Raw genomic sequence first — 19,883 nt, 5'->3', positions numbered from 1 at the left:
CGGCACAGGTAAGACACCCCTCTCCCCACAAACAAAACGGCCGGGTGATAAACCCGGCCGTTCTGAAACATTGAAAGCGTTTGCGTCAGGCGGCATCAGCCACCGAGGAAGGGCTCGACTTCACGGCCCGGCATGAACAGGCCAAGGCGCTTGATTTCCCACTCCAGCTGAATGCCGGAATGCTCACGCACGCGGCGGCGAATGGTCTCACCGAGATATTCCAGATCATAGCCGGTCGCGTTGCCGGTATTGATCATGAAGTTGCAGTGCAGCGACGACATCTGCGCGCCACCAATTACCAAACCACGGCCACCGGCCTCGTCGATCAGCTCCCATGCGGAATGGCCTTCTGGGTTTTTGAAGGTCGAACCACCAGTCTTTTCGCGGATCGGCTGCACCGTCTCACGATGAAGACGCACGGCATCCATGTCTGCACGGATTTTTGCTCTGTCTTCAGGATAGCCTTCGAAAAGTGCATCCACAAAGATCAGGCCTTCCGAGGCGCTGGAGTGGCGATAGGTGTAACCCATCTCCTCATTCGACAGCGTGTGGATATTGCCCTGACGGTCGACGGCACGCACTTCAACAACGCGCTCGCGGGTTTCGCCGCCATTGGCGCCAGCATTCATGCGCAGAGCGCCACCGATTGAACCGGGAATGCCGTAATAGAAGTGGAAACCACCGATACCATTGTCCATGGCCATCGCGGCAATATGTTTGTCCGGGCAAATGGCACCAGCGCGAATGCGGTTTTCGCCGGCCAGTTCAAGATCACCAAAACCCTTAGCGGAAAGACGCACGACAACACCAGGAATGCCGCCGTCACGCACCAACAGGTTGGAGCCAACGCCAACAACCGTCAGCGGCACATCTTCCGGCAGCAGTTTCAGGAAGGTAACGAGATCATCCACATCGTGAGGCTGGAACATAAGCTCCGCAAGACCACCTGCCCGGAACCACGTAACGCGGTCCATCGGCGCATCCGGCGTCAGGCGTCCACGCAGTTCATTCACTCCCTCGCCGAGCCTTCCCAGCAGCTTAACCCCATCCACCTGTTTCATGCAGACTTTCCTGATATGCTTTCCAGTTCAGAAGGCAGCGACGCCGCCCATTGCGTAATATTACCAGCACCCAACAGAACCACGAAATCACCGGGATTCGCAATGCCTGCGATCAATTTGGCAAGTTCGTCCTTTGAAGGCAAAAACCGCGCATCACGATGTCCTGCCGCCTTGATGGCAGAAATCAGAGTTTCGGAGTTTGCGCCTTCGATTGGATCTTCGCCCGCCGCATAAACCGGTGCAAGGATAATCGTGTCTGCATCATTGAAGCAATGCGCAAAGTCATCAAACAGGCTGGAAAGACGGCTGTAGCGGTGCGGCTGGTGCACGGCAATGATACGGCCCGTGCAGGCTTCACGCGCAGCTCTGAGCACTGCCTTGATTTCCACCGGGTGATGACCGTAGTCATCGAATACCTGAACGTCGTTCCAGGTGCCGGTCAGCGTGAAGCGACGCTTGACGCCGCCGAACGAGGCAAGACCCTTCTTGATGTTTTCTTCCGAGATGCCGAGACGGTTGGCAACCGCAATCGCCGCGCAGGCATTCGACACATTGTGACGGCCCGGCATCGGCAAAACCAGATCCTTGAAGGAGAAGATCTTGCCAGTGCGGCGACGACGGATTTCAACGTCGAAAATCGAACGCGTGCCATCAATGCGCACATTGGAGAAACGCACGTCGGCCTGCGGGTTTTCACCATAGGTGACAACCTTGCGGTCTTCGATCCGGCCCACCAGCGCCTGCACTTCTGGATGGTCGAGGCACATGACGCCAAAACCGTAAAACGGCACATTTTCCACGAACTGGCGGAAAGCCGCACGCACGGCATCAAAATCACCATAGTGATCGAGATGCTCAGGGTCGATATTGGTCACAACGGCCACATCGGCCGGCAGTTTCAGGAATGTACCGTCAGACTCGTCAGCCTCGACAACCATCCACTCACCCTCACCCATACGGGCATTGGTGCCGTAAGCATTGATGATGCCGCCATTGATAACGGTCGGGTCCAGCTCACCGGCTTCCAGCAGCGTCGCGACCATCGATGTGGTCGTGGTCTTGCCATGCGTGCCGCCAATGGCGATTGCATTGCGGAAGCGCATCAGTTCTGCCAGCATTTCTGCACGGCGTACGATCGGCAAATGCTTTTCGCGGGCAGCAATCAGTTCCGGATTGTTCTTCTTGATCGCAGTGGAAACCACGACCACTTCGGCTTCGCCAAGGTTTTCAGCGGTGTGGCCGACAAAAACATTAATGCCCTTTTCACGCAGACGCTGCACATTGGCGCTGTCTGACTGATCAGAACCCTGAACCTTGTGGCCGAGATTATGCAGCACCTCGGCAATGCCGCTCATGCCGATGCCACCGATACCGATGAAATGAACAAGACCTATGGCTTTTGGCATCTTCATGGATGCTCTCCTTCAATTTTCTTTTTAAATTCGGCAATGGAACCACCCTGCGCAAGCGTTTCCACCATATCGGCGAGAACCGAGGCCGCATGCGGTTTGCCGGTTGCCTTGGCAGCGGCGGCCGTCGTAGCCAGCCGCTCCGGTTGTATCAGCGCGTCTGCCAAAATGTTCGACAGCTTCTGCGGAGAAAGTTCGGATTGCTTGATGACACTTGCACCACCGGCACCAGCAAGGGCGGCAGCATTGGCGGCCTGGTCATGATCAAGCGCATGCGGATAAGGCACCAGCACCGAAGGCCGGCCAATCACCGACAGTTCCGATACGGTTGAAGCACCTGAGCGGCTGATCACCAGATGGGCAGCGCCGATACGCTGCGCCATGTCGCCGAAAAATGGCGAGACATCCGCCTGCACGCCAAGCTTGGCATAGGCGGCAATGACGTTGTCCTTGTCTTCCGGGCGTGCCTGCTGGGTCACTGAAAGGCGTGAACGCTTCTCATCCCCCAAAAGGCAGATGGCAGCCGGAATGGCGGCAGAGAAAAACTGCGCACCCTGGCTTCCGCCAAACACAACAAGCTTGAACGGCTCGGTGTTTTCCGAAGGGTCATAGGCAACATTGGCTGCCTCAAGCACTGCAGGCCGAACCGGATTACCGGTTGCTACGGTCTTGTTGGCATATTCACCACGATCTGAAGGCAGGAAACCACCGGCAATTGCCTTAACGCGTTTTGCCAGCGCCTTGTTGGCGCGGCCCATCACGGCATTCTGCTCATGCAGCATCGATGGAACGCCAAGCCCGGTAGAGGCGAGCAGTGGCGGAACGGTGGGGTAACCACCAAAGCCAACCACGGCCACAGGCTTCAGTTTCGTGATGAGGCGGCGTGCCGCGCGAAGACCGGTCCACAGCTTCAACAGTGAACGTGCCACCGCAATCGGATTTTTCGAACCGATCGTCGCAGATTGCACGACATGGATTTCATCGGCTGGAAACTTGCCGGCATAGCGTTCAGCGCGGCTGTCGGTGACCAGATGCACCTGATAGCCACGCGCTTTCAGCTCATAAGCCAGAGCCTCTGCCGGAAACACATGACCGCCGGTTCCCCCGGCGGCGAGCAGCACAATACCTTTGTTCATTCATATTACTCCGCGGGCACTGCCCCTACGCGGAAAAAGCTGCGCTCCTGCGCACGTTTTTCCGGCCTGTGGCGCGTCAATGCCAGAAGGAAACCGGCGGTGACGCTGATTGCCATCATCGATGAACCACCGTAGGAAATCAGCGGCAATGTCATACCCTTTGCAGGCATGAGTTCAAGATTAACGCCGATGTTGATCATCGACTGAATGCCGATCTGCAAGACAAGACCAGCCACCGCAAAGCGGGCGAAATCGTCTTTCTCCTTAAAGGCATGCGACAGTCCGCGCAGCACGATGAAGGCAAAAATCACCACCAGAACCATGCAGAACAGAATGCCGAATTCTTCTGCCGCAACCGAGAAGATAAAGTCGGTGTGGCTGTCCGGGATGATGCGCTTGACCACGCCTTCGCCAGGGCCCTGGCCGAACCAGTTGCCGCGAATGATCGCCTCACGGGCGGTATCCACCTGGAATGTGTCACCCTCACCGGTCAAAAAGCGGTCGATACGACCGGCCACGTGCGGGAAAACGAAATAGGCCGATATGAAACCGGCAACACCTAGACCGCCCAGCAGGATGATCCACAGCCATGGCACGCCGGCCATGAAGAACATGCCGCCCCACACCGCGCTGGTCAGGATTGTCTGACCAAAGTCAGGCTGGGCGATCAGAAGGGCCGCAACAACACCGAAGGTGATGATGGCAAACAGGTTGCCTGGAATTTCCGGATGGCGTGCCCGTTCGGCAAACAGCCATGCGCAGACCACCACAAAGGCCGGCTTCATGAATTCGGACGGCTGGATCGAAAATGTGCCTACGGAAATCCAGCGGCGCGCACCCTTCACTTCCATGCCAAAGAACAGCGCAAAAATCATCATCAGCAGCGACGCGATCAACATGATGATCGCGACGCGGCGGATTTGACGCGGCGACAGGAAGGACAGGCCGACCATGATTGCAATTGAGGGCAGGATGAATACCGCGTGTCGCTCAACGAAAAAGAAGCTGGTGAGGCCGATACGCTCAGCCACCGCCGGAGATGCGGCGAAGGAAAGCATCAGGCCGATGCCCATCAGCGCAATGAACGCGGCCAGGAAAAATCGGTCAATGGTCCAGAACCATTCGGCAACCGGACCTCGGTCAATACGGCTTACCATAGCGTCAGTTTCCCTTTCCAGAACCAATCAGCATTGTCACGCCGTCAAGAGCAGCGACATGTGCAACGAACGCATCACCACGTACTTCAAAGTTCTTATACTGGTCGAAGCTTGCGCAAGCCGGTGATAACATCACGACATTGCCGGTATTTTCGTCTTTTTGCGCATCTGAAGCAGCGTGTTCGACAGCTTTGTCCAGAGTGCCTGAAATTTCATAAGGAACCGTATCTCCCAGCGTCGCGGCAAATTCGGCCGCCGCCTCACCAATCAGGTAGGCCTTTGCGATGCGCGGAAACAGGCTGGACAGACTGGAGATGCCACCGGATTTCGGCAGGCCACCGGCAATCCAATAGATGCGATCATAGCTCGACAGTGCCGGAGCTGCCGCATCGGCATTGGTTGCCTTGCTGTCATTGATAAAGGAAACGGACCCGCGGCGCGCCACCGGCTGCATGCGATGTTTGAGGCCGGGGAATGTCTTCAAGCCTGCACGAATGTCATCGGCACTGACGCCGACGGCAAGGCAGGCCGCAATCGCAGCTGCCGAATTCTGCGCATTGTGACTGCCGCGCAATGTCTGAATGCCACCAAGATCGACAAACAGCGACGACGTTCCGCCCTGCGCCAGCATGATCTGGCTGTCCTGCGCATAAAGCCCTTCGGCCACCACATTGCGTTTGGAAATGCGCTGCACCTTGACACCAGCCCGTTCAACCCGGTCGGCAATTAATGCGCAGTAACTGTCATCAACCCCGATAACGGCGGTATTGCTGCCAGCAACCAGCCGCTCTTTCACTTCACCATAATGCTGCATGGTGCCATGACGGTCGAGGTGATCGGGTGTCAGGTTGAGGAGAAGACCGGCTGTCGGATTTAGCGTCGGAGTAAGATCGATCTGGTAGGAGGAGCACTCTACGACGTAGTAACGTTCCGCCTTTGGCGGATCAAGCGTCAGCACGGCGGTACCGATATTGCCGCCTAGTTGCGTGTCACGGCCGCTCGCGCGCAGAATATGGGCGATCAATGCCGTGGTGGTCGATTTGCCATTGGTACCCGTAATGGCGATGAACGGGCAATCGGGCGAGTGCGCCCGGCGCTCACGCACGAACAGTTCCACGTCGCCAATGATTTCGACACCGGCAGCGCGCGCCAGCTCAACCGTCCAGTGCGGTTTGGGGTGTGTCAACGGCACGCCGGGAGCAAGGACAAAGGCCGCCAAAGACGGCCAATGAACAGTTCTGAGATCCGCAACGGTTATGCCTTCGGCCGCCGCCTTGGCTGTACTGTCGGGATTGTCGTCATAAGCAACGACATCAGCCCCGCCAGCAACTAGCGCCTTTGCGGTGGCAAGGCCGGAACCGCCCAGACCGAACAGAGCGACCTTGCGACCTTTAAAAACCGTAACAGGGATCATGCCATCACCTCAATTTCAGTGTGGCGAGGCCGAGCATGGCAAGGCCAACGGCAATGATCCAGAAGCGAATAACGACCTGACTTTCGGTCCAGCCCTTCTTTTCGAAGTGGTGGTGGATTGGCGCCATCAGGAACACACGACGGCCGGTCTTCTTGAACCAGAATACCTGGATGATAACCGACAGGGTTTCCATAACAAACAGGCCACCGACGATGACCATGACAATCTCGTGTTTGGTGGCAACGGCCACAGAACCGATCAAGCCACCCAATGCCAGCGAACCGGTGTCACCCATGAAGATAGCGGCAGGTGGTGCGTTGAACCACAGGAAGCCGAGACCGGCACCAATAACCGCACCAACGATAACGCCAAGCTCACCCGTGCCCGGCACGAAATTGATCTGCAGGTAGTTTGCAAAAACCGCATTACCAACCAGATAGGCAATCACGCCGAAGGTTGCAGCAGCAATCATCACCGGCACGATGGCAAGGCCATCGAGACCATCGGTCAGGTTGACCGCGTTGCCGGCGCCAACAATCACGAACGCACCAAACAGCACAAAGAAGTAGCCGATGTTGAGCACGAATTCCTTGAAGAACGGAAACGCGATCGAGGTACCGAGTGTGGGATTGTGCGGGCTGGATGCCAGCGACATTTTCATCATGAAAAACACGGCAATGGCGGCGATGACAAATTCAATGCCCAGACGCGCCTTGCCGGAAAAACCCTTGTCGCTCTGCTTTGTAACCTTCAAGTAATCGTCGTAGAAACCGATGGCGCCAAATCCAAGCGTCACCATCAACACACTGACCACGTAAACGTTGGACAGGTCACCCCACAACAAGGAGCCGCCGAGAATACCGGCCAGGATCATCAGGCCGCCCATGGTCGGCGTTCCCGCCTTCTTGAAATGGGTCTGCGGACCATCGGCACGGATCGGCTGACCCTTGCCCTGCCTGACACGCAACGAGGCGATGATCGAAGGTCCGAAAATGAAGACGATCAGTGCGGAGGTAAACATGGCCGCACCGGCACGGAAGGTGATGTACCTGAACAGGTTGAAAATTTGAATATGGTCAGCCAGTTCGACAAGCCAGATCAGCATAATTGCCCTTTCAGCAAGGCAGTTTTAGTTTTGGGGTTCCGTGTCGGGGAATGGCGAATGCTTGTCAAGCAAAGCTGCGACGATCTTGCCGAAACCAATACCAAGAGACGATTTTAGCATCAGAATGTCGCCCGGCTGCACCGCACTGGCGACGAATTCATTCAATTCCTGCGTGGTCTCAAACCAGAAGACGTTGACACTGTCAGGCAGTGCGTCGCGCAGATGCGCCATGGCTTCGCCCGCCAGCCAGACATTTTCAATGCCTGCCGCAAGCAATGGACCAGCCAGCTCTTCATGCACCTGCGCAGAAAACTCGCCCATTTCCAGCATGTCGCCCAGCACGGCAACACGTCTGCCCTGCGCCTTGGCATCGACGGTAGCAAGAACAGCAATGGCTGCCCGCATCGAAGCGGGGTTGGCATTGTAGCTCTCGTCAATCAACACGAAGGAACCCTCACCAACCGTCAGGCGGTGGCGCTGGCCACGACCCTTGACGGCTTCCAGACGACGAAGCGCAGAAACGGCATTTTCGAGATCAGCGCCACACAACAGCGCCACACCCAGTGCCGCCATGGCGTTGTCGGCAATATGGCGACCGGGCGCACCGATGCGCAATTCGCGGGTTTCGCCATTGATGATTGCCCATAATGTCGAACCGCTAGGGGTGTTTTCATAATCGGCCAGACGGAAATCTGCCTTGGCGTGCTGCCCAAATGTGTAGATGTGTTCGACACCAGCCTTCTGGGCGGCTTCCTCAAGAAAATCGAACTGCGAGTTGTCACGGTTGAGTACAACCGCACCACCGGGCTCAACGCCCTCAAAAATTTCGGCCTTGGCGGCCGCAATTTCTTCAAGGTCACGGAAGTTGCCCAAATGGGCGGCAGCAATGGTGGTGATGGTTGCCACATGCGGACGCACCAACTTTACCAGCGGACGAATTTCGCCAGGATGATTCATGCCGACTTCAAATACGCCGAAATCACAATCGGCAGGCATACGCGCCAAGGTCAAAGGCACGCCCCAGTGATTGTTGAACGAGGCAACGGCGGCATGCACCTTGCCCGATGGCTCAAGTATCTGGCGCAGGATTTCCTTGGTTGTGGTCTTGCCGACCGAACCCGTCACAGCAATGATCTTGGCCTGGCTTCTGGCACGTGCCGCAATGCCGAGCTTGACCAAAGCAGCCAGCACGTCTTCCACCACGATCATCGGCACCGTCAGACGGCCGAGCGCCGGCAGCTTCGCCTCGCTGATAACAAGCAATCCGGCGCCATTGGCAACCGCAAAGCTGGCATAATCATGCCCGTCTACCCGGTCGCCCTTAATCGCAAAGAAGGCTTCACCGGGTTTGACCGTGCGGCTGTCGATGGAAATGCCGGTTATGCCCAGTGGCAAATTGCCGACCGGCCGTCCCGACATAACCGAAATCAATTCCTGCACTGTCCATAACCAGTTCAAAGCGACGTCTCCTCCAATGCACTGCGCACCTGTTGATGGTCCGAGAATGGCAGGACCGTCGTTCCGACGATCTGTCCCTCTTCATGACCCTTGCCGGCAACGATCAACGTGTCGCCGCTTTCCAGCATCGCCACGGCGTGGCGAATGGCCTGAGCGCGGTCAGCAATTTCCAGCGCGCCGGGAGCCGCTGCCATGATTTCGGAACGAATTGTTTCGGGCACTTCCGAGCGCGGGTTATCGTCAGTCACGATCACCACATCCGAAAGGCGTGAGGCAACCTCCCCCATGATCGGGCGCTTGCCCTTGTCGCGGTCACCACCGCAACCAAACACCACGACAATGCGGCCAGAGGTAAACGGCCGCACCGAGGTCAGCACGTTTTCCAGCGCATCGGGCTTATGGGCATAATCCACATAGGCAAGCGCGCCATTTTTTGCATGACCGACGAGCTCAAGGCGACCAGCTGCACCCACCAGCTTTTCCAGTGCTCGCAGCGCAACAGCAACCGGAACGCCGGTCGAAATCGCCAGACCAGCCGACACCAGCGCGTTGGCAACCTGAAAATCACCCGCCAGCGGAATATCGACTTCGAAAATTTCGCCCTGATGATGAATTTCAATCATCTGCTTGTGGCGGAAATGTTCGACGCGCTTCAACGTCAGGAAGTTACCCTTGCGGCCAACGGTGCGCACATCAAGCCCAGCGCTTTCAGCGGCCTTGATGGCATGTGGCGACCACGGATCGTCAGAGAAAATAACCGCAGGCTGGCCCTTTTCGAGCAATTCGCTAAACAGCCGCATCTTGGCGGCCATATAGTTTTCCATCGTCGGATGGTAATCCATATGATCACGGCCGAGATTGGTGAAGGCACCGGCAACCAGCTTCACGCCGTCAAGACGGTGCTGGTCAAGGCCATGGCTGGATGCTTCCATTGCAGCATGGGTTACACCCTCGCCAGCCAGTTCAGCCAGCAGCGCATGCAACGATACCGGATCCGGCGTTGTCAGCGAACCATAGTCGGAACGGCTAGGCGAAATAACACCGGTCGTGCCGATCTGCGCTGCCGCATAACCGGCTGCCGCCCAGATCTGGCGCGTGAAGGACGCAACCGAAGTTTTGCCAGCGGTACCGGTAACGGCCACCATGGTCTGCGGCTGCGCGCCGTAAAAACGGGAGGCTGCCAGCGACAGATAACGGCGAGGATTGGAAACGGCCAGAACCGGCACGGGCGCATCAGCCGGATGACCGGACAGAATAAGGGATGCACCCTTGGCAACAGCATCATTGATAAAGGCTGCGCCATCTGCCTTGGAACCGGCAAGAGCGACAAATAAGCCGCCCGGCTCCATCTTACGGCTGTCGGCCGTGAGGGATTTGATTTCAAGCTCTCCGAGAGTGGAGCGCATAACTTCGTTCAGTTCCGGAAACTCTGTTCCGGACAGATCTCGCAATTTCATCGACTGTTTTCCGTCTTGTCCCCCGACTCGAATCGTCGGTTTATAGTAAGCTCTAACAATCAATAAGACACGAGCAAGGCCGAGCCATCCTCACCGAACTTTGGTTTCACACCGAGTATGGCTGCAGAACGGCTGATGATCTCTTTGACCATTGGTGCCGCAGTGTTACCGGCAAGCGCCGCCCCGTTGCCCTTGTCTGTCTTTGGTTCATCAATAAATGTCAGCACCACATATTGCGGATCGCTGATCGGGAATGCCGCAAGGAACGCGTTGAAGTTCTTGTCATGCGCGTAACGGCCATTGACGACCTTGTCGGCCGTACCGGTCTTACCGCCCACGTCAAAACCGTCGACACGCGCATTGCGGCCGGAACCCTTCGTGCCATTCCAGTCAAACAGGAAGCGCATGTCCTTGCTGGTCGATGGCTGAATAACCTGCGTTGCCACGGCATCCGCATCAGCGCGGCTTCTTGGCAGGAATGTTGGCTCGATCAGCTTGCCGCCATTGACCAGTGCAGCACCGGCAACTGCCGTCTGCAACGGCGTTGTCGACACGCCGTGACCGAAGGAAATCGTGATCGAGTTGATCTTCTTCCATTCACGCGGCTGGGTTGGCATCGCCACCTCAGGCAATTCCGTCTTCATGCGCGTCAACAGACCAAGCTTGGTCAGGAAGTCCTTATGGCCCTGAATACCCACAACGTCAGCCATCTTGGCCGTGCCGATGTTGGACGAATACTGGAAAATCTCAGGTACCGAGAGAACACGTCCCTTGCCGTGGAAGTCCTTGATGGTGAAGCCACCGATACGGATCGGCGCCGACGCATCAAAGCTGTCGGTAATCCGCACCTTGCCGGTGTCCAGCGCCATGGCTGTAGTGAAGGATTTAAATGTCGAACCCATTTCGAACGTACCGTTCGACATGCGGTTCAGCCAACCTTCCTTGGCGCCTTCAGCCGGATTGTTCGGATCATAATCCGGGGCGGATGCCATGCCGAGAACTTCGCCGGTATGGACATCCAGCACCACGGCACCGGCACCAATTGCTTCGGTTTTTGCGATCCAGCTGTAAATGACTTCGCGCAGGATTGCCTGGACGCGCAAATCGATGGACAGTTTGACCGGCTCAAGCGGCTGGTCGGTCGTCATGCCAAGCGCTGTCAGATCAGCCAGACCCTGGCTGTCGACGTAACGCTCCATGCCGGCAACACCACGGTTGTCGATATTGACGTGTCCGACAATGTGCGAGGCCGTTGCTCCACCCGGATAGAAGCGGCGCTTTTCAGGACGGAAACCGATGCCGGGAATACCGAGTGCCAAAATCTGGCTCTGCTGCTTTGGGGTCAGCTGACGGCGCAGCCACTGGAAGCGCGAATTAGAAGATAGCTTCTGATAGGTGCCGCGCGCATCGAGATCAGGCAGAACCGTTCTCAGCTTTTCAATGGCTTCATCGACATCAACAATACGGTGCGGTTCGGCAAACAGCGAAACGGTCCTGATGTCGGTTGCTAGCACTTCGCCGTTACGGTCCAAAAGGTCAGGACGCGATGCCATCAGCCGGTCGGCTGGTGCAATGCTGGAGACGATTTCCGGCTTTTCCATGCCGTACTGCACCAGACGTCCACCGATAACACAATAAAAGGCCGTAAAGCTCAGCGCGATGATACCAACGCGGCTTTTGGCCTGCCCTGCTCGTTTTTTGCGTGCGCCTTCAAAGGCAGCATGATCGGTCACACCTCCAGTTGATACGGAGTAATGCGCCCGGCTTTTGTGAACCATGATACGGGAAAGAAATGACATCAGCGGTTCACCGATCCTGTTGTCGTTGTATCTACACCAAGCACGGAAGCACGCGGCTGCGGAACGGGAATGCCCTTCGAGGCCAGCCCGCCGGTTGTCGCGCCACGCGAAGCAAGTTTGGTATCGTTGGAACCGGCAGTCGCCGAGGCAATCGCATCCTCGACACTCATGCCTTCCGGCTCTGGCGGCTGCGGCAACTGCGAGCGCAACATCGGCAGTTCACTCGGCTGCGCAAGCTGGGTCGACAATGTCGGCACCAGTTTCAACTCGTCACCATAAACCGTCACAAGACGGTGCAGACGATTTGGCTGCGTCAGCAAGGCCCAGTCAGCGCGCAGAAGGTCAATCGTGTCCTTCTCCAGCTTGATTTCGGTTTCGAGCTTGCGAACCTCGGCCAGCTTTTCATCCGCACGATGTTTGATCGTATAGGTAACGACCGCTGCGGAAATCATGACGCCGACCAGAACGAGATCAAAAGTACGCAGCATGTCAGCCTCCCAGTTTTTCGAGGCTGGCCAGATCGGGCAACTCGAATATCGAGACATCCGCCTTTGGCGCCTTGGCTGCGGTGCGCACACCGGCTCGCAGCTTTGCGGAACGGGCACGTGGGTTCAATGCGGCTTCTTCTTCGGTGGCTGCAACCATCGGCTTGCCCAGCGCATCAAATATTGGAGACTTCTCTTCAACCATCGGCATGTGACGGGAGCCGGAAGCACGACCGGAACGATCGGCAAAGAACTTCTTGACGATACGGTCTTCCAGCGAATGGAACGTCACCACCACCAGTCGACCACCGGGTTTCAACGCCCGTTCGGCAGCAAACAGCGCCGAGGCCAGTTCGCCCAACTCATCATTGACAAATACACGCAGCGCCTGAAACACCCGCGTGGCAGGATGGATCTTGTCCTTGGCCTTGCGCGGGGTAACAATTTCAATCAGCCCGGCCAGATCGCGCGTGGTGCGGAAAGGTTCTTCGGCACGCTTCTTTTCGATGGCGCGCGCAATGCGACCCGCCTGCTTTTCCTCTCCGAGAAAACCGAAGATACGCGCCAGATCACCTGGCTTGCAGCGATTGACCACGTCAGCAGCTGATACGCCTGACGATGACATACGCATGTCGAGTGGGCCGTTTTTCTGAAAGGAGAAACCACGGTCGGCCTCATCGATCTGCATGGAAGACACGCCGATATCCAGAACCACGCCGTCAAGACCACCTTCCGGAGCATGGTGAGCAAGGTCTGAAAACCGTGACTGAATAAGAGTGAGGCGTCCGCCATTGGCTGCAACTTTTGCCTGACCGGCAGCAATGGCATTTGGATCGCGATCAAGTGCGATCACCTCTGCGCCTTGGTCTATAATCGCTTGGGTGTAGCCGCCTGCCCCGAATGTACCATCGAGAATAATCTTGCCGGGTTGCGGATCGAGAGCGACCAGCACTTCCTTCAACAAAACAGGAATATGACGAACGGTTTCGCCACCGGCATCATCAATGCCTTCGTCGGAATTCACTGTCATCTTGTTTCCCCGTATCAAACCGGACGCGTTACCGCAAAACTGCGCCCGGATCTTGCGGCCACCTGCGCTTCCTGAAAAGCATCCGGTTGCCAAAGCTGAAAATGGTCTGCTCGACCGACGAATGTGACCTCGGAGGAAATCCCGGTAAACTCCCGGATGAAATCCGTCACCATAAGCCGCCCTTCGGAATCGAGCTTCATAAAAACGCCGCCGCCGTGAACCAGCAACGACATCATGTTGGCCTCTGGCGAAAAAGCATCCATCGCCGAGATTTGCCGTTCGTAACGATCCAACAAATCCGGCCCACCGACACTGATCGCCGGAAACGCGAAATCCTGCAGACAATACAATTCTTGAACACCGCGCACGGCCAGAACGGAACGAAATGCCGAGGGAACGGAGACCCGTCCCTTTGTATCGATCTTGTTCGTGACGTTCGACAGAAAGCGGTTCATTGCCCGTCTCGTTTAAAACACCACCCGAAAGACGGACCAACCGCCCCGCAGGCCACACCGATACACACGACAACACGCCAGCCGTTAGAACAGCATGTTCCACAGCAGCCCCAAGGAGGCCTTCCGAAGATTTCAGCGATTGCGGGCCAGAAACACGACCCTTTGCGATGTGCATTTGGGATACCATGGGACACTATGGGCGTCAATGGGAGAAGCCAGCACAATACCGTCTTCCGCATCGTATATTCATAGACCGTTAAGTTTAATGAATGGTTTATGCGGCTTACGAAAGCGCAACCGAAACGGCGCACAAAATCGAGCCATAAACCACGATTTATTCATACATTTCAGTGCAATAACAGGAAAAGCGGAATCAAATCCGCAAAGGCCCTCATCAGGAGGAAAATCGCCAGTTGGCCTATAAGCCGGGTTTTGTATGGCACCGGTTTGACCCGGAACGTGGCAGCCATTCATCTGGGACGATGTTTGCACACCGCCTCTCGCAACCCACCCGGATGACTGGCCCGAAAACCGGCTGTAGGCGCTTGCGCGCCCCGCGTCATCCCTATTCGGTCTTGCTCCCGGTGGGGTTTACCTTGCCGCTTCTGTTACCAGTCGCGCGGTGGGCTCTTACCCCACCCTTTCACCCTTACCACGCATGCGTGGCGGTTTGCTCTCTGTGGCACTTTCCCTGGGGTCGCCCCCGCCGGACGTTATCCGGCACCGTGTTTCCGTGGAGCCCGGACTTTCCTCACCTTACCGTCTTTCGACATTGGTAAAGCGCGGCTGCCCGGCCAACTGGCATCGGCTCCTTAAACGGCTTTCGGCAGGAAAGCCACAGTGAAAAACACGAAAAGGCTGTAAAACCGGCAATCACTTGACGTCGCCGGTTAGCATCACATCGTTGCAAAGGCGGGTTTAAAGTCCGTGACATAGGCAGCATCATCAATCTGCCCCTCACGTACCAAGGTCGCACCCAGCCGCCCGATCTCGTCCGAGCTCTTGGCGGCCGTTCCACACCCACCCGTCAGCACGGCAATACGGGGGGACGACGTAAAGCCAATTGCCGGATACCCACCCGGCGTTTTCGACACCACGCAGGCACCTGTTGAAACACGTGACAAATCAACTGATGGCACAAGGCTCGCAACAATTGCCGTCAGATGATCCTGCGCAACCTGTCGCCCGCCAGAACGGAACCACTCACGCATGTCGGCATCACCGGAAACCAGCTTATCGTCAGGGTCACCGCCTATTTTGAGGTAAACCTTGCCGTCGGGATAACGCACCGGCGGTAACATATAGATGTGCTTTGACGGATCGCTCGGCTCATAAATCAGCGATGGCATGCCGGAATAAGCATCCAGTTCGTCTTCGGGAATTTCAAAAAACGTCACCGTTCTTTTGTAGACATTGAGCTTCACAGGCTGCGGCAGCAGACCTTCCATGATCGAGAACCCACCGGCAGCCACCAGCACATTATCAGCGCGGTATTCATTGCCTTCGGCCGTTGTCACCACCGCAACACCGCCTTCGTCACGAACAGAAACAGCCACTTCGCGCAAAACGGTAGCGCCAGCCTTTTCCGCCAAAGCGCTCTGCGCCTTCACCAGCGCGCGAGGATTGACGTATCCGGCATTTTGGGCCTCAAACACCCCCTCGCAACCCGCTTCAAAGGCGAAATAGGAAAAGTCCTTTGCCAGAGCGTCATTGCTCAACAGCTGCGTTTCGACATTCAATTTGGCAGCGGCATTGCAGATATTCTGGATAAATGGATTGCTGCCGCCACGCTTCGGACCAACGACGAGGCATCCAACAGGGGCGTAAAATTCAACACCGCTTTCCCGTGCAATGTCGCCGTAACGGGCGATGGAGCGATTTGCCATCAACGCCCAATCGGCATCGGGATCAATGGTACGGGTTATGCGCGCTTCATCATAGTGACTGGCAAACACGCCCTGATGGGTCTTGGCGTCCTGAGGCTCATCGGGACCAATCACCGCAACGCCGTCGGTCTGCCGTGCCAGATATTTGGCAGCGGCAGACCCCATCATGCCGCGACCAATGACGATATGCTTGAAATGTGCTGACATGCTGTTCCCTAATTATTTTAAATATGCGTCGCGCTTTTTGGCTTCAGGATCAATACGTTCTAGCGATCCGCTGAATCAAAGTCAGACGAAAACCGGCGCCATTGCCGCGGCGAATTCACGCTCCTGCAGCGCTCCGTCAAATAACAACTGCGCACCGAGCCTGCCAATTTCATCTGAGGATTTTGCCGCAACAAAATTGCCACCCGTCAGCACCGCGATATTGGGTGCCTCCGTGTAACCGATATAGGGATATCCGGTTTTGGTAATCGATGCGACGCAGGAGCCGGATGTGACCGGCGCACCAGCAAGATTAGGCAACAACGAAAGCGCACGTTTGGTCAGATAGTCGACCTCTGCAAGATTTCCGTCCGACTGAAACCAGGAGACTGCATCACTGAGCGAAGAAATCGCGCTCTTTTCCCCCTCGCCGCCGATCTTCAGATAGACCTTGCCATCCGGGTAGCGCACCGGCGGCAGGATATAGACGATATCGTCGTCATTATCGGCCAGCACGATGGTGGACGGCATATTCTTGAACAGCGCCTGTTTTGCCTCATCAAGCTCAAAGAACACGATGGTTCGGCCAGTCGCCGCCATGTCGACCGGGCGCGGCAAGATATCGGCCATATTGGTAAAACCACCGGCCGCCACTAGCACCTTTTCTGCCGTATAGCTGTTGCCATCGGCCGTTTCGACCAGCACATGCGAAGACATGTCATTGACGCGGATTGCCGTGTCCCGCAGCAGCGAAACACCCTGCTTTTGCGCGACAGTCACCTGCGCCTTCACCAAGGCGCGCGGGTTCACATAACCGGCATTCTGCGCTTCGAAATATCCGTTATGAGCTGGCGGCAGCGTAAACATCGGAAAACGCGCCGGCATGGCGTCCGGCTTGACCGTCTCAATATCAAGATCAAGCATCGAAGCTGTGGCAAATGCACGACGCACATAATCGGTATCGGAGATTGGTTCTTCGCCCGAGAACAGGCAGCCGACTTCACTGTAGAAGGAAATACCGCTGGCCACTTCGATTTCGGAATACCGGGCAAGTGATCGGACCGCGAGCGTTCCCCAAATCGGGTCGCCATCGAACCCGCGCGTGATACGGGCTTCATCATAATGGCTGGCAAACACACCGGAATGGTTTTTACGGTTTGCCGGTTCTTCAGGACCAATCAGCGCAATGCCATCGGTCACTTGAGAAAGGTGGCGGGCTGCGGCTGCGCCCATCATGCCCGCACCTATGATTATGTATTTAAAGTCCGTCACTGCATTCTGCTCCATATTCCGGAAACAGAGCTACCATGACCGGCAGTCCGCCTGTCAACACATGATGTGTACAAGACAGGTGAACTCAAACGGCAAGAACACAACCGTTTGATTGACACGAACGTGAAAGGACAATCAGCCTTCCAGAAGTGCCTGCACCTTACCACAGTAACGCTTGGAAACCGGGTTCATGCGTTTTGCGCCATGGCCTGCATTGTAACGCAAAATGGTGCCGCAGGTCTGGCCGCCGCCAAGCTGATGTGCCCGCGCAAGATATTCCATACCCCAGCGGATATTGGTCTCAGGGTCATAAAGGCCCTTTGCCGTACCGCGATAACCAAGCATACGCGCTGTTGCCGGCTTAATCTGCATCAGTCCAACTTCACCGGCACTGCCGCGGGCCTTTGGATTGAACTTGCTCTCGACGCTGACAACAGCATGAGCAAGACCAACAGGCACACCATATTTCTTGGCGTATTTGACGATGATCGGAGAGTAAGAATTGGTAAGAGCCGAAGGAACTGCCTTTTCCGGCATTGGATAACCGGGCTTACGGATCATGGTTTCAAGTGTAACGGTTTTGGTTTTCACCTTCTCATCACTGGCAAACGCAGATCCACCCTGTGCAACGAGCATGGCAATACATGCTGCACCGGCAACAACAACTCTTTTCATATTTAGAAAAATTCTCCAGACGTAAGACGGGAATGGCGCCACAGCGCAACAACTCACCTTGCGGAGTCCATCACGGATACTCCGGCTAAAAAAGTCTTACTTGTTGATATTCACGACAGTTGCTTAAATGAGCGTCCCACCGCAGTTCAATGGTGACGTTTAAACAGCCTATTAAGGATATACTGTGGCAACTCGGAAAAACTGATCTTCAAAGCCGCCAATTCAGGAACAAAACAACTGAAAAAAACTTAAACAGAGCGGTATTTTGGAAGTTCTGTTAAAAGCCTGTGCAGCGTGTCGATTGTCGAGAAATCGGCGATACCATCCACCCGCAGCGGACGAAAATGGCGCTGGAATGCAGCAACGACACCTTCTGTTTTTTCACAGAAAGACCCTGTAATTTCAACATTGTATCCGTAGAAGGACAGCATGGATTGCAGGGCCTCGACCGGTTGGCCAGCATCACCGCGCTGGAAAAAACGTCCGCCAGTTACCGCACCCGGCTCCACCCAGTGCCCGACCCCGTTTTCATGCAGGACTTTCCAAGGGAAGTTTTCGCCTGGGTCAACCTTGCGAACCGGTGCGATATCAGAGTGCGCCAACACCCTTTCAGGCGCGATAGACCAGCGCTCGCCACAATCTCTGCACAATTCGACAACCGCTTTGATCTGTTCGGCAGGAAACGCGGGCAATCCGCCGGTGTGGCCAGGATTGGCAATTTCAATGCCGATGGAGCGTGAATTGATATCCGTGGCGCCAGCCCAGAAACTTTTGCCGGCATGCCATGCACGGCGCGCCTCTGGCACAAGCTGCATCACACGCCCGTCTTCGTGGACAAAGTAATGGCTGGAGACTTCGCTTTCCGGATTGCACAGCCAGGACAAGGCACCATCTGCGCTCGGCATACCCGTGTAATGAAGAATGATCATATCAGGCGGACAGTTATCTACCCGCTCGCCATGGTTAGGCGAAGGTGCGACTGACGCACCCATGTAATCCAGTGTAAAAGCAGTCATGCAGCGCGGCGTTCTTTCTCAATCGCCGCATAAGCGGCATTGAGTGCAGCCATACGTTCATTGGCAGCGGCATGCAACTCCATCGGCACGCCACGGGCAATCAAGCGGTCAGGATGGTGTTCTGCCACCAGACTGCGGTAACGCTTGCGGATCTCAGTAAATGCGTCAGAACGCGAAACACCAAGTACCCGGTAAGGGTCACGACCATCGAGATGAACGTGGCGGGCCATGATCGTTTCGAAATGGTCTTCGGTAATGTGGAAGATTTCCGCAATACGGCCAAGGAATGCCAGTTCGCGCTCATGGATCAGACCATCCGCCTTGGCGATATGGAAAAGACCGTCGATGACGCTTTCCAGCATCTGGCAATTGTCCTGCCCCGAACCGCAAAGGCCAGCCAGACGCTCGGCATAGGCTTCATAACCGGCCACGTCCTGACGGGCGAGATTATAAAGACGGGCAACGTTTTGAGCTTCTTCTTCCGGAAAATCGAAAATCTGCCTGAAGGCGTTAACCTCAGCATCATTGACGACACCATCAGCCTTGGCCATCTTGGCAGAGAGCGCGATGATCGCCACAGAAAATGATACTTTACGACGGGTTTCCGGGTCGCCTTCAAACAGCGTGCGGATAGCTTCCACCACGCGACCGAGCGTATTTCCCGCCACGTCGCCGATTGCACCGAGCAGCCGTTCCCACAGAGATGAAAGTTGCAGACAGGCGAAATCTATAATCATCATGCAGATTCACCAGATAATGCGCGAAAAATCAAGGTGTACAGCAACCCGCCAGTATTAAGTTTTATTCATCTTTGGTCGCGATGGAAGTGATGATCGAAACTGGCACACATGCGCAACCTGCCAC

General features: G+C 56.0%; 17 protein-coding genes and 1 other RNA gene. All 18 read right to left on the bottom strand.

Features of this window, described 5'->3' with window-relative positions; translation table 11 throughout:
* Window positions 1-95: 95 nt before the first annotated feature.
* Window positions 96-1,061, bottom strand: coding sequence for a UDP-N-acetylmuramate dehydrogenase (gene murB / locus M2418_RS03460; protein ID WP_250981874.1), 966 nt, complete (start codon window positions 1,059-1,061; stop codon window positions 96-98).
* A complete protein-coding gene (gene murC, locus M2418_RS03455; protein WP_259144248.1) occupies window positions 1,058-2,473 on the bottom strand; it encodes a UDP-N-acetylmuramate--L-alanine ligase in 1,416 nt (471 codons plus the stop codon). Before murC ends, murB begins: the two co-directional genes overlap by 4 nt.
* On the bottom strand, window positions 2,470-3,606 hold the full coding sequence (murG, locus tag M2418_RS03450; RefSeq protein WP_259144246.1) for an undecaprenyldiphospho-muramoylpentapeptide beta-N-acetylglucosaminyltransferase: 1,137 nt from the start codon (window positions 3,604-3,606) through the stop codon (window positions 2,470-2,472). Before murG ends, murC begins: the two co-directional genes overlap by 4 nt.
* Before the next feature lie 5 nt (window positions 3,607-3,611).
* The gene (ftsW, locus tag M2418_RS03445; protein ID WP_192488512.1) at window positions 3,612-4,763 is read right to left on the bottom strand and encodes a putative lipid II flippase FtsW; all 1,152 of its coding nucleotides are present in this window, start codon (window positions 4,761-4,763) and stop codon (window positions 3,612-3,614) included.
* Window positions 4,764-4,767: 4 nt separating this feature from the next.
* The gene (gene murD, locus M2418_RS03440; RefSeq protein ID WP_259144218.1) at window positions 4,768-6,177 is read right to left on the bottom strand and encodes a UDP-N-acetylmuramoyl-L-alanine--D-glutamate ligase; all 1,410 of its coding nucleotides are present in this window, start codon (window positions 6,175-6,177) and stop codon (window positions 4,768-4,770) included.
* A 4-nt stretch (window positions 6,178-6,181) separates the two neighbouring features.
* On the bottom strand, window positions 6,182-7,282 hold the full coding sequence (mraY, locus tag M2418_RS03435) for a phospho-N-acetylmuramoyl-pentapeptide-transferase (RefSeq protein ID WP_192488510.1): 1,101 nt from the start codon (window positions 7,280-7,282) through the stop codon (window positions 6,182-6,184).
* 24 nt (window positions 7,283-7,306) lie between these two features.
* Complete coding sequence (locus tag M2418_RS03430) at window positions 7,307-8,740, bottom strand: UDP-N-acetylmuramoylalanyl-D-glutamyl-2,6-diaminopimelate--D-alanyl-D-alanine ligase (protein ID WP_259144215.1); 1,434 nt, start codon at window positions 8,738-8,740, stop codon at window positions 7,307-7,309.
* Window positions 8,737-10,197 (bottom strand): UDP-N-acetylmuramoyl-L-alanyl-D-glutamate--2,6-diaminopimelate ligase, encoded by a 1,461-nt coding sequence (locus tag M2418_RS03425; protein WP_259144206.1) that lies wholly within the window; start codon window positions 10,195-10,197, stop codon window positions 8,737-8,739. The genes M2418_RS03430 and M2418_RS03425 overlap by 4 nt, the downstream gene beginning before the upstream one ends.
* Window positions 10,198-10,256: 59 nt before the next feature.
* On the bottom strand, window positions 10,257-11,996 hold the full coding sequence (locus M2418_RS03420; protein WP_259144204.1) for a penicillin-binding protein 2: 1,740 nt from the start codon (window positions 11,994-11,996) through the stop codon (window positions 10,257-10,259).
* Entirely contained in the window at window positions 11,996-12,484 is a 489-nt protein-coding gene (locus M2418_RS03415) for a hypothetical protein (protein ID WP_192488506.1), read from the bottom strand. The genes M2418_RS03420 and M2418_RS03415 overlap by 1 nt, the downstream gene beginning before the upstream one ends.
* A 1-nt stretch (window position 12,485) precedes the next feature.
* A complete protein-coding gene (gene rsmH / locus M2418_RS03410; protein ID WP_259144196.1) occupies window positions 12,486-13,511 on the bottom strand; it encodes a 16S rRNA (cytosine(1402)-N(4))-methyltransferase RsmH in 1,026 nt (341 codons plus the stop codon).
* Window positions 13,512-13,525: 14 nt separating this feature from the next.
* A complete protein-coding gene (gene mraZ / locus M2418_RS03405; RefSeq protein WP_192488504.1) occupies window positions 13,526-13,966 on the bottom strand; it encodes a division/cell wall cluster transcriptional repressor MraZ in 441 nt (146 codons plus the stop codon).
* A gap of 405 nt (window positions 13,967-14,371) precedes the next feature.
* An RNA gene (rnpB, locus tag M2418_RS03400) (RNase P RNA component class A) lies at window positions 14,372-14,768 on the bottom strand.
* A 94-nt stretch (window positions 14,769-14,862) separates the two neighbouring features.
* Window positions 14,863-16,059, bottom strand: coding sequence for an FAD-dependent oxidoreductase (locus M2418_RS03395; protein WP_259144185.1), 1,197 nt, complete (start codon window positions 16,057-16,059; stop codon window positions 14,863-14,865).
* A gap of 81 nt (window positions 16,060-16,140) precedes the next feature.
* Window positions 16,141-17,328 (bottom strand): FAD-binding oxidoreductase, encoded by a 1,188-nt coding sequence (locus M2418_RS03390; RefSeq protein WP_259144177.1) that lies wholly within the window; start codon window positions 17,326-17,328, stop codon window positions 16,141-16,143.
* A gap of 135 nt (window positions 17,329-17,463) precedes the next feature.
* A complete protein-coding gene (locus M2418_RS03385; protein ID WP_259144169.1) occupies window positions 17,464-18,003 on the bottom strand; it encodes a lytic transglycosylase domain-containing protein in 540 nt (179 codons plus the stop codon).
* Between the two features lie 248 nt (window positions 18,004-18,251).
* Window positions 18,252-19,019: an N-acetylmuramoyl-L-alanine amidase gene (locus M2418_RS03380; RefSeq protein WP_259144167.1), complete on the bottom strand. Its 768-nt coding sequence runs from the start codon at window positions 19,017-19,019 to the stop codon at window positions 18,252-18,254.
* Window positions 19,016-19,756 (bottom strand): DnaJ family molecular chaperone, encoded by a 741-nt coding sequence (locus M2418_RS03375; protein WP_250982385.1) that lies wholly within the window; start codon window positions 19,754-19,756, stop codon window positions 19,016-19,018. Before M2418_RS03375 ends, M2418_RS03380 begins: the two co-directional genes overlap by 4 nt.
* Window positions 19,757-19,883: the final 127 nt, after the last annotated feature.

It is taken from the genome of Rhizobium sp. BIGb0125 (genome assembly GCF_024810055.1).
Classification (GTDB): domain Bacteria; phylum Pseudomonadota; class Alphaproteobacteria; order Rhizobiales; family Rhizobiaceae; genus Agrobacterium.
This window is presented reverse-complemented; position numbering and strand designations above follow the sequence as displayed.

Bases quoted from the DNA above. Each gene is read 5' to 3' on its own strand.
- murB (WP_250981874.1), bottom strand. From the start codon at position 1,061: ATGAAACAGGTGGATGGGGTTAAGCTGCTGGGAAGGCTCGGCGAGGGA.
- murC (WP_259144248.1), bottom strand. From the start codon at position 2,473: ATGAAGATGCCAAAAGCCATAGGTCTTGTTCATTTCATCGGTATCGGT.
- murG (WP_259144246.1), bottom strand. From the start codon at position 3,606: ATGAACAAAGGTATTGTGCTGCTCGCCGCCGGGGGAACCGGCGGTCAT.
- ftsW (WP_192488512.1), bottom strand. From the start codon at position 4,763: ATGGTAAGCCGTATTGACCGAGGTCCGGTTGCCGAATGGTTCTGGACC.
- murD (WP_259144218.1), bottom strand. From the start codon at position 6,177: ATGATCCCTGTTACGGTTTTTAAAGGTCGCAAGGTCGCTCTGTTCGGT.
- mraY (WP_192488510.1), bottom strand. From the start codon at position 7,282: ATGCTGATCTGGCTTGTCGAACTGGCTGACCATATTCAAATTTTCAAC.
- M2418_RS03425 (WP_259144206.1), bottom strand. From the start codon at position 10,197: ATGAAATTGCGAGATCTGTCCGGAACAGAGTTTCCGGAACTGAACGAA.
- M2418_RS03420 (WP_259144204.1), bottom strand. From the start codon at position 11,996: ATGTCATTTCTTTCCCGTATCATGGTTCACAAAAGCCGGGCGCATTAC.
- M2418_RS03415 (WP_192488506.1), bottom strand. From the start codon at position 12,484: ATGCTGCGTACTTTTGATCTCGTTCTGGTCGGCGTCATGATTTCCGCA.
- rsmH (WP_259144196.1), bottom strand. From the start codon at position 13,511: ATGACAGTGAATTCCGACGAAGGCATTGATGATGCCGGTGGCGAAACC.
- mraZ (WP_192488504.1), bottom strand. From the start codon at position 13,966: ATGAACCGCTTTCTGTCGAACGTCACGAACAAGATCGATACAAAGGGA.
- M2418_RS03395 (WP_259144185.1), bottom strand. From the start codon at position 16,059: ATGTCAGCACATTTCAAGCATATCGTCATTGGTCGCGGCATGATGGGG.
- M2418_RS03385 (WP_259144169.1), bottom strand. From the start codon at position 18,003: ATGAAAAGAGTTGTTGTTGCCGGTGCAGCATGTATTGCCATGCTCGTT.
- M2418_RS03380 (WP_259144167.1), bottom strand. From the start codon at position 19,019: ATGACTGCTTTTACACTGGATTACATGGGTGCGTCAGTCGCACCTTCG.
- M2418_RS03375 (WP_250982385.1), bottom strand. From the start codon at position 19,756: ATGATTATAGATTTCGCCTGTCTGCAACTTTCATCTCTGTGGGAACGG.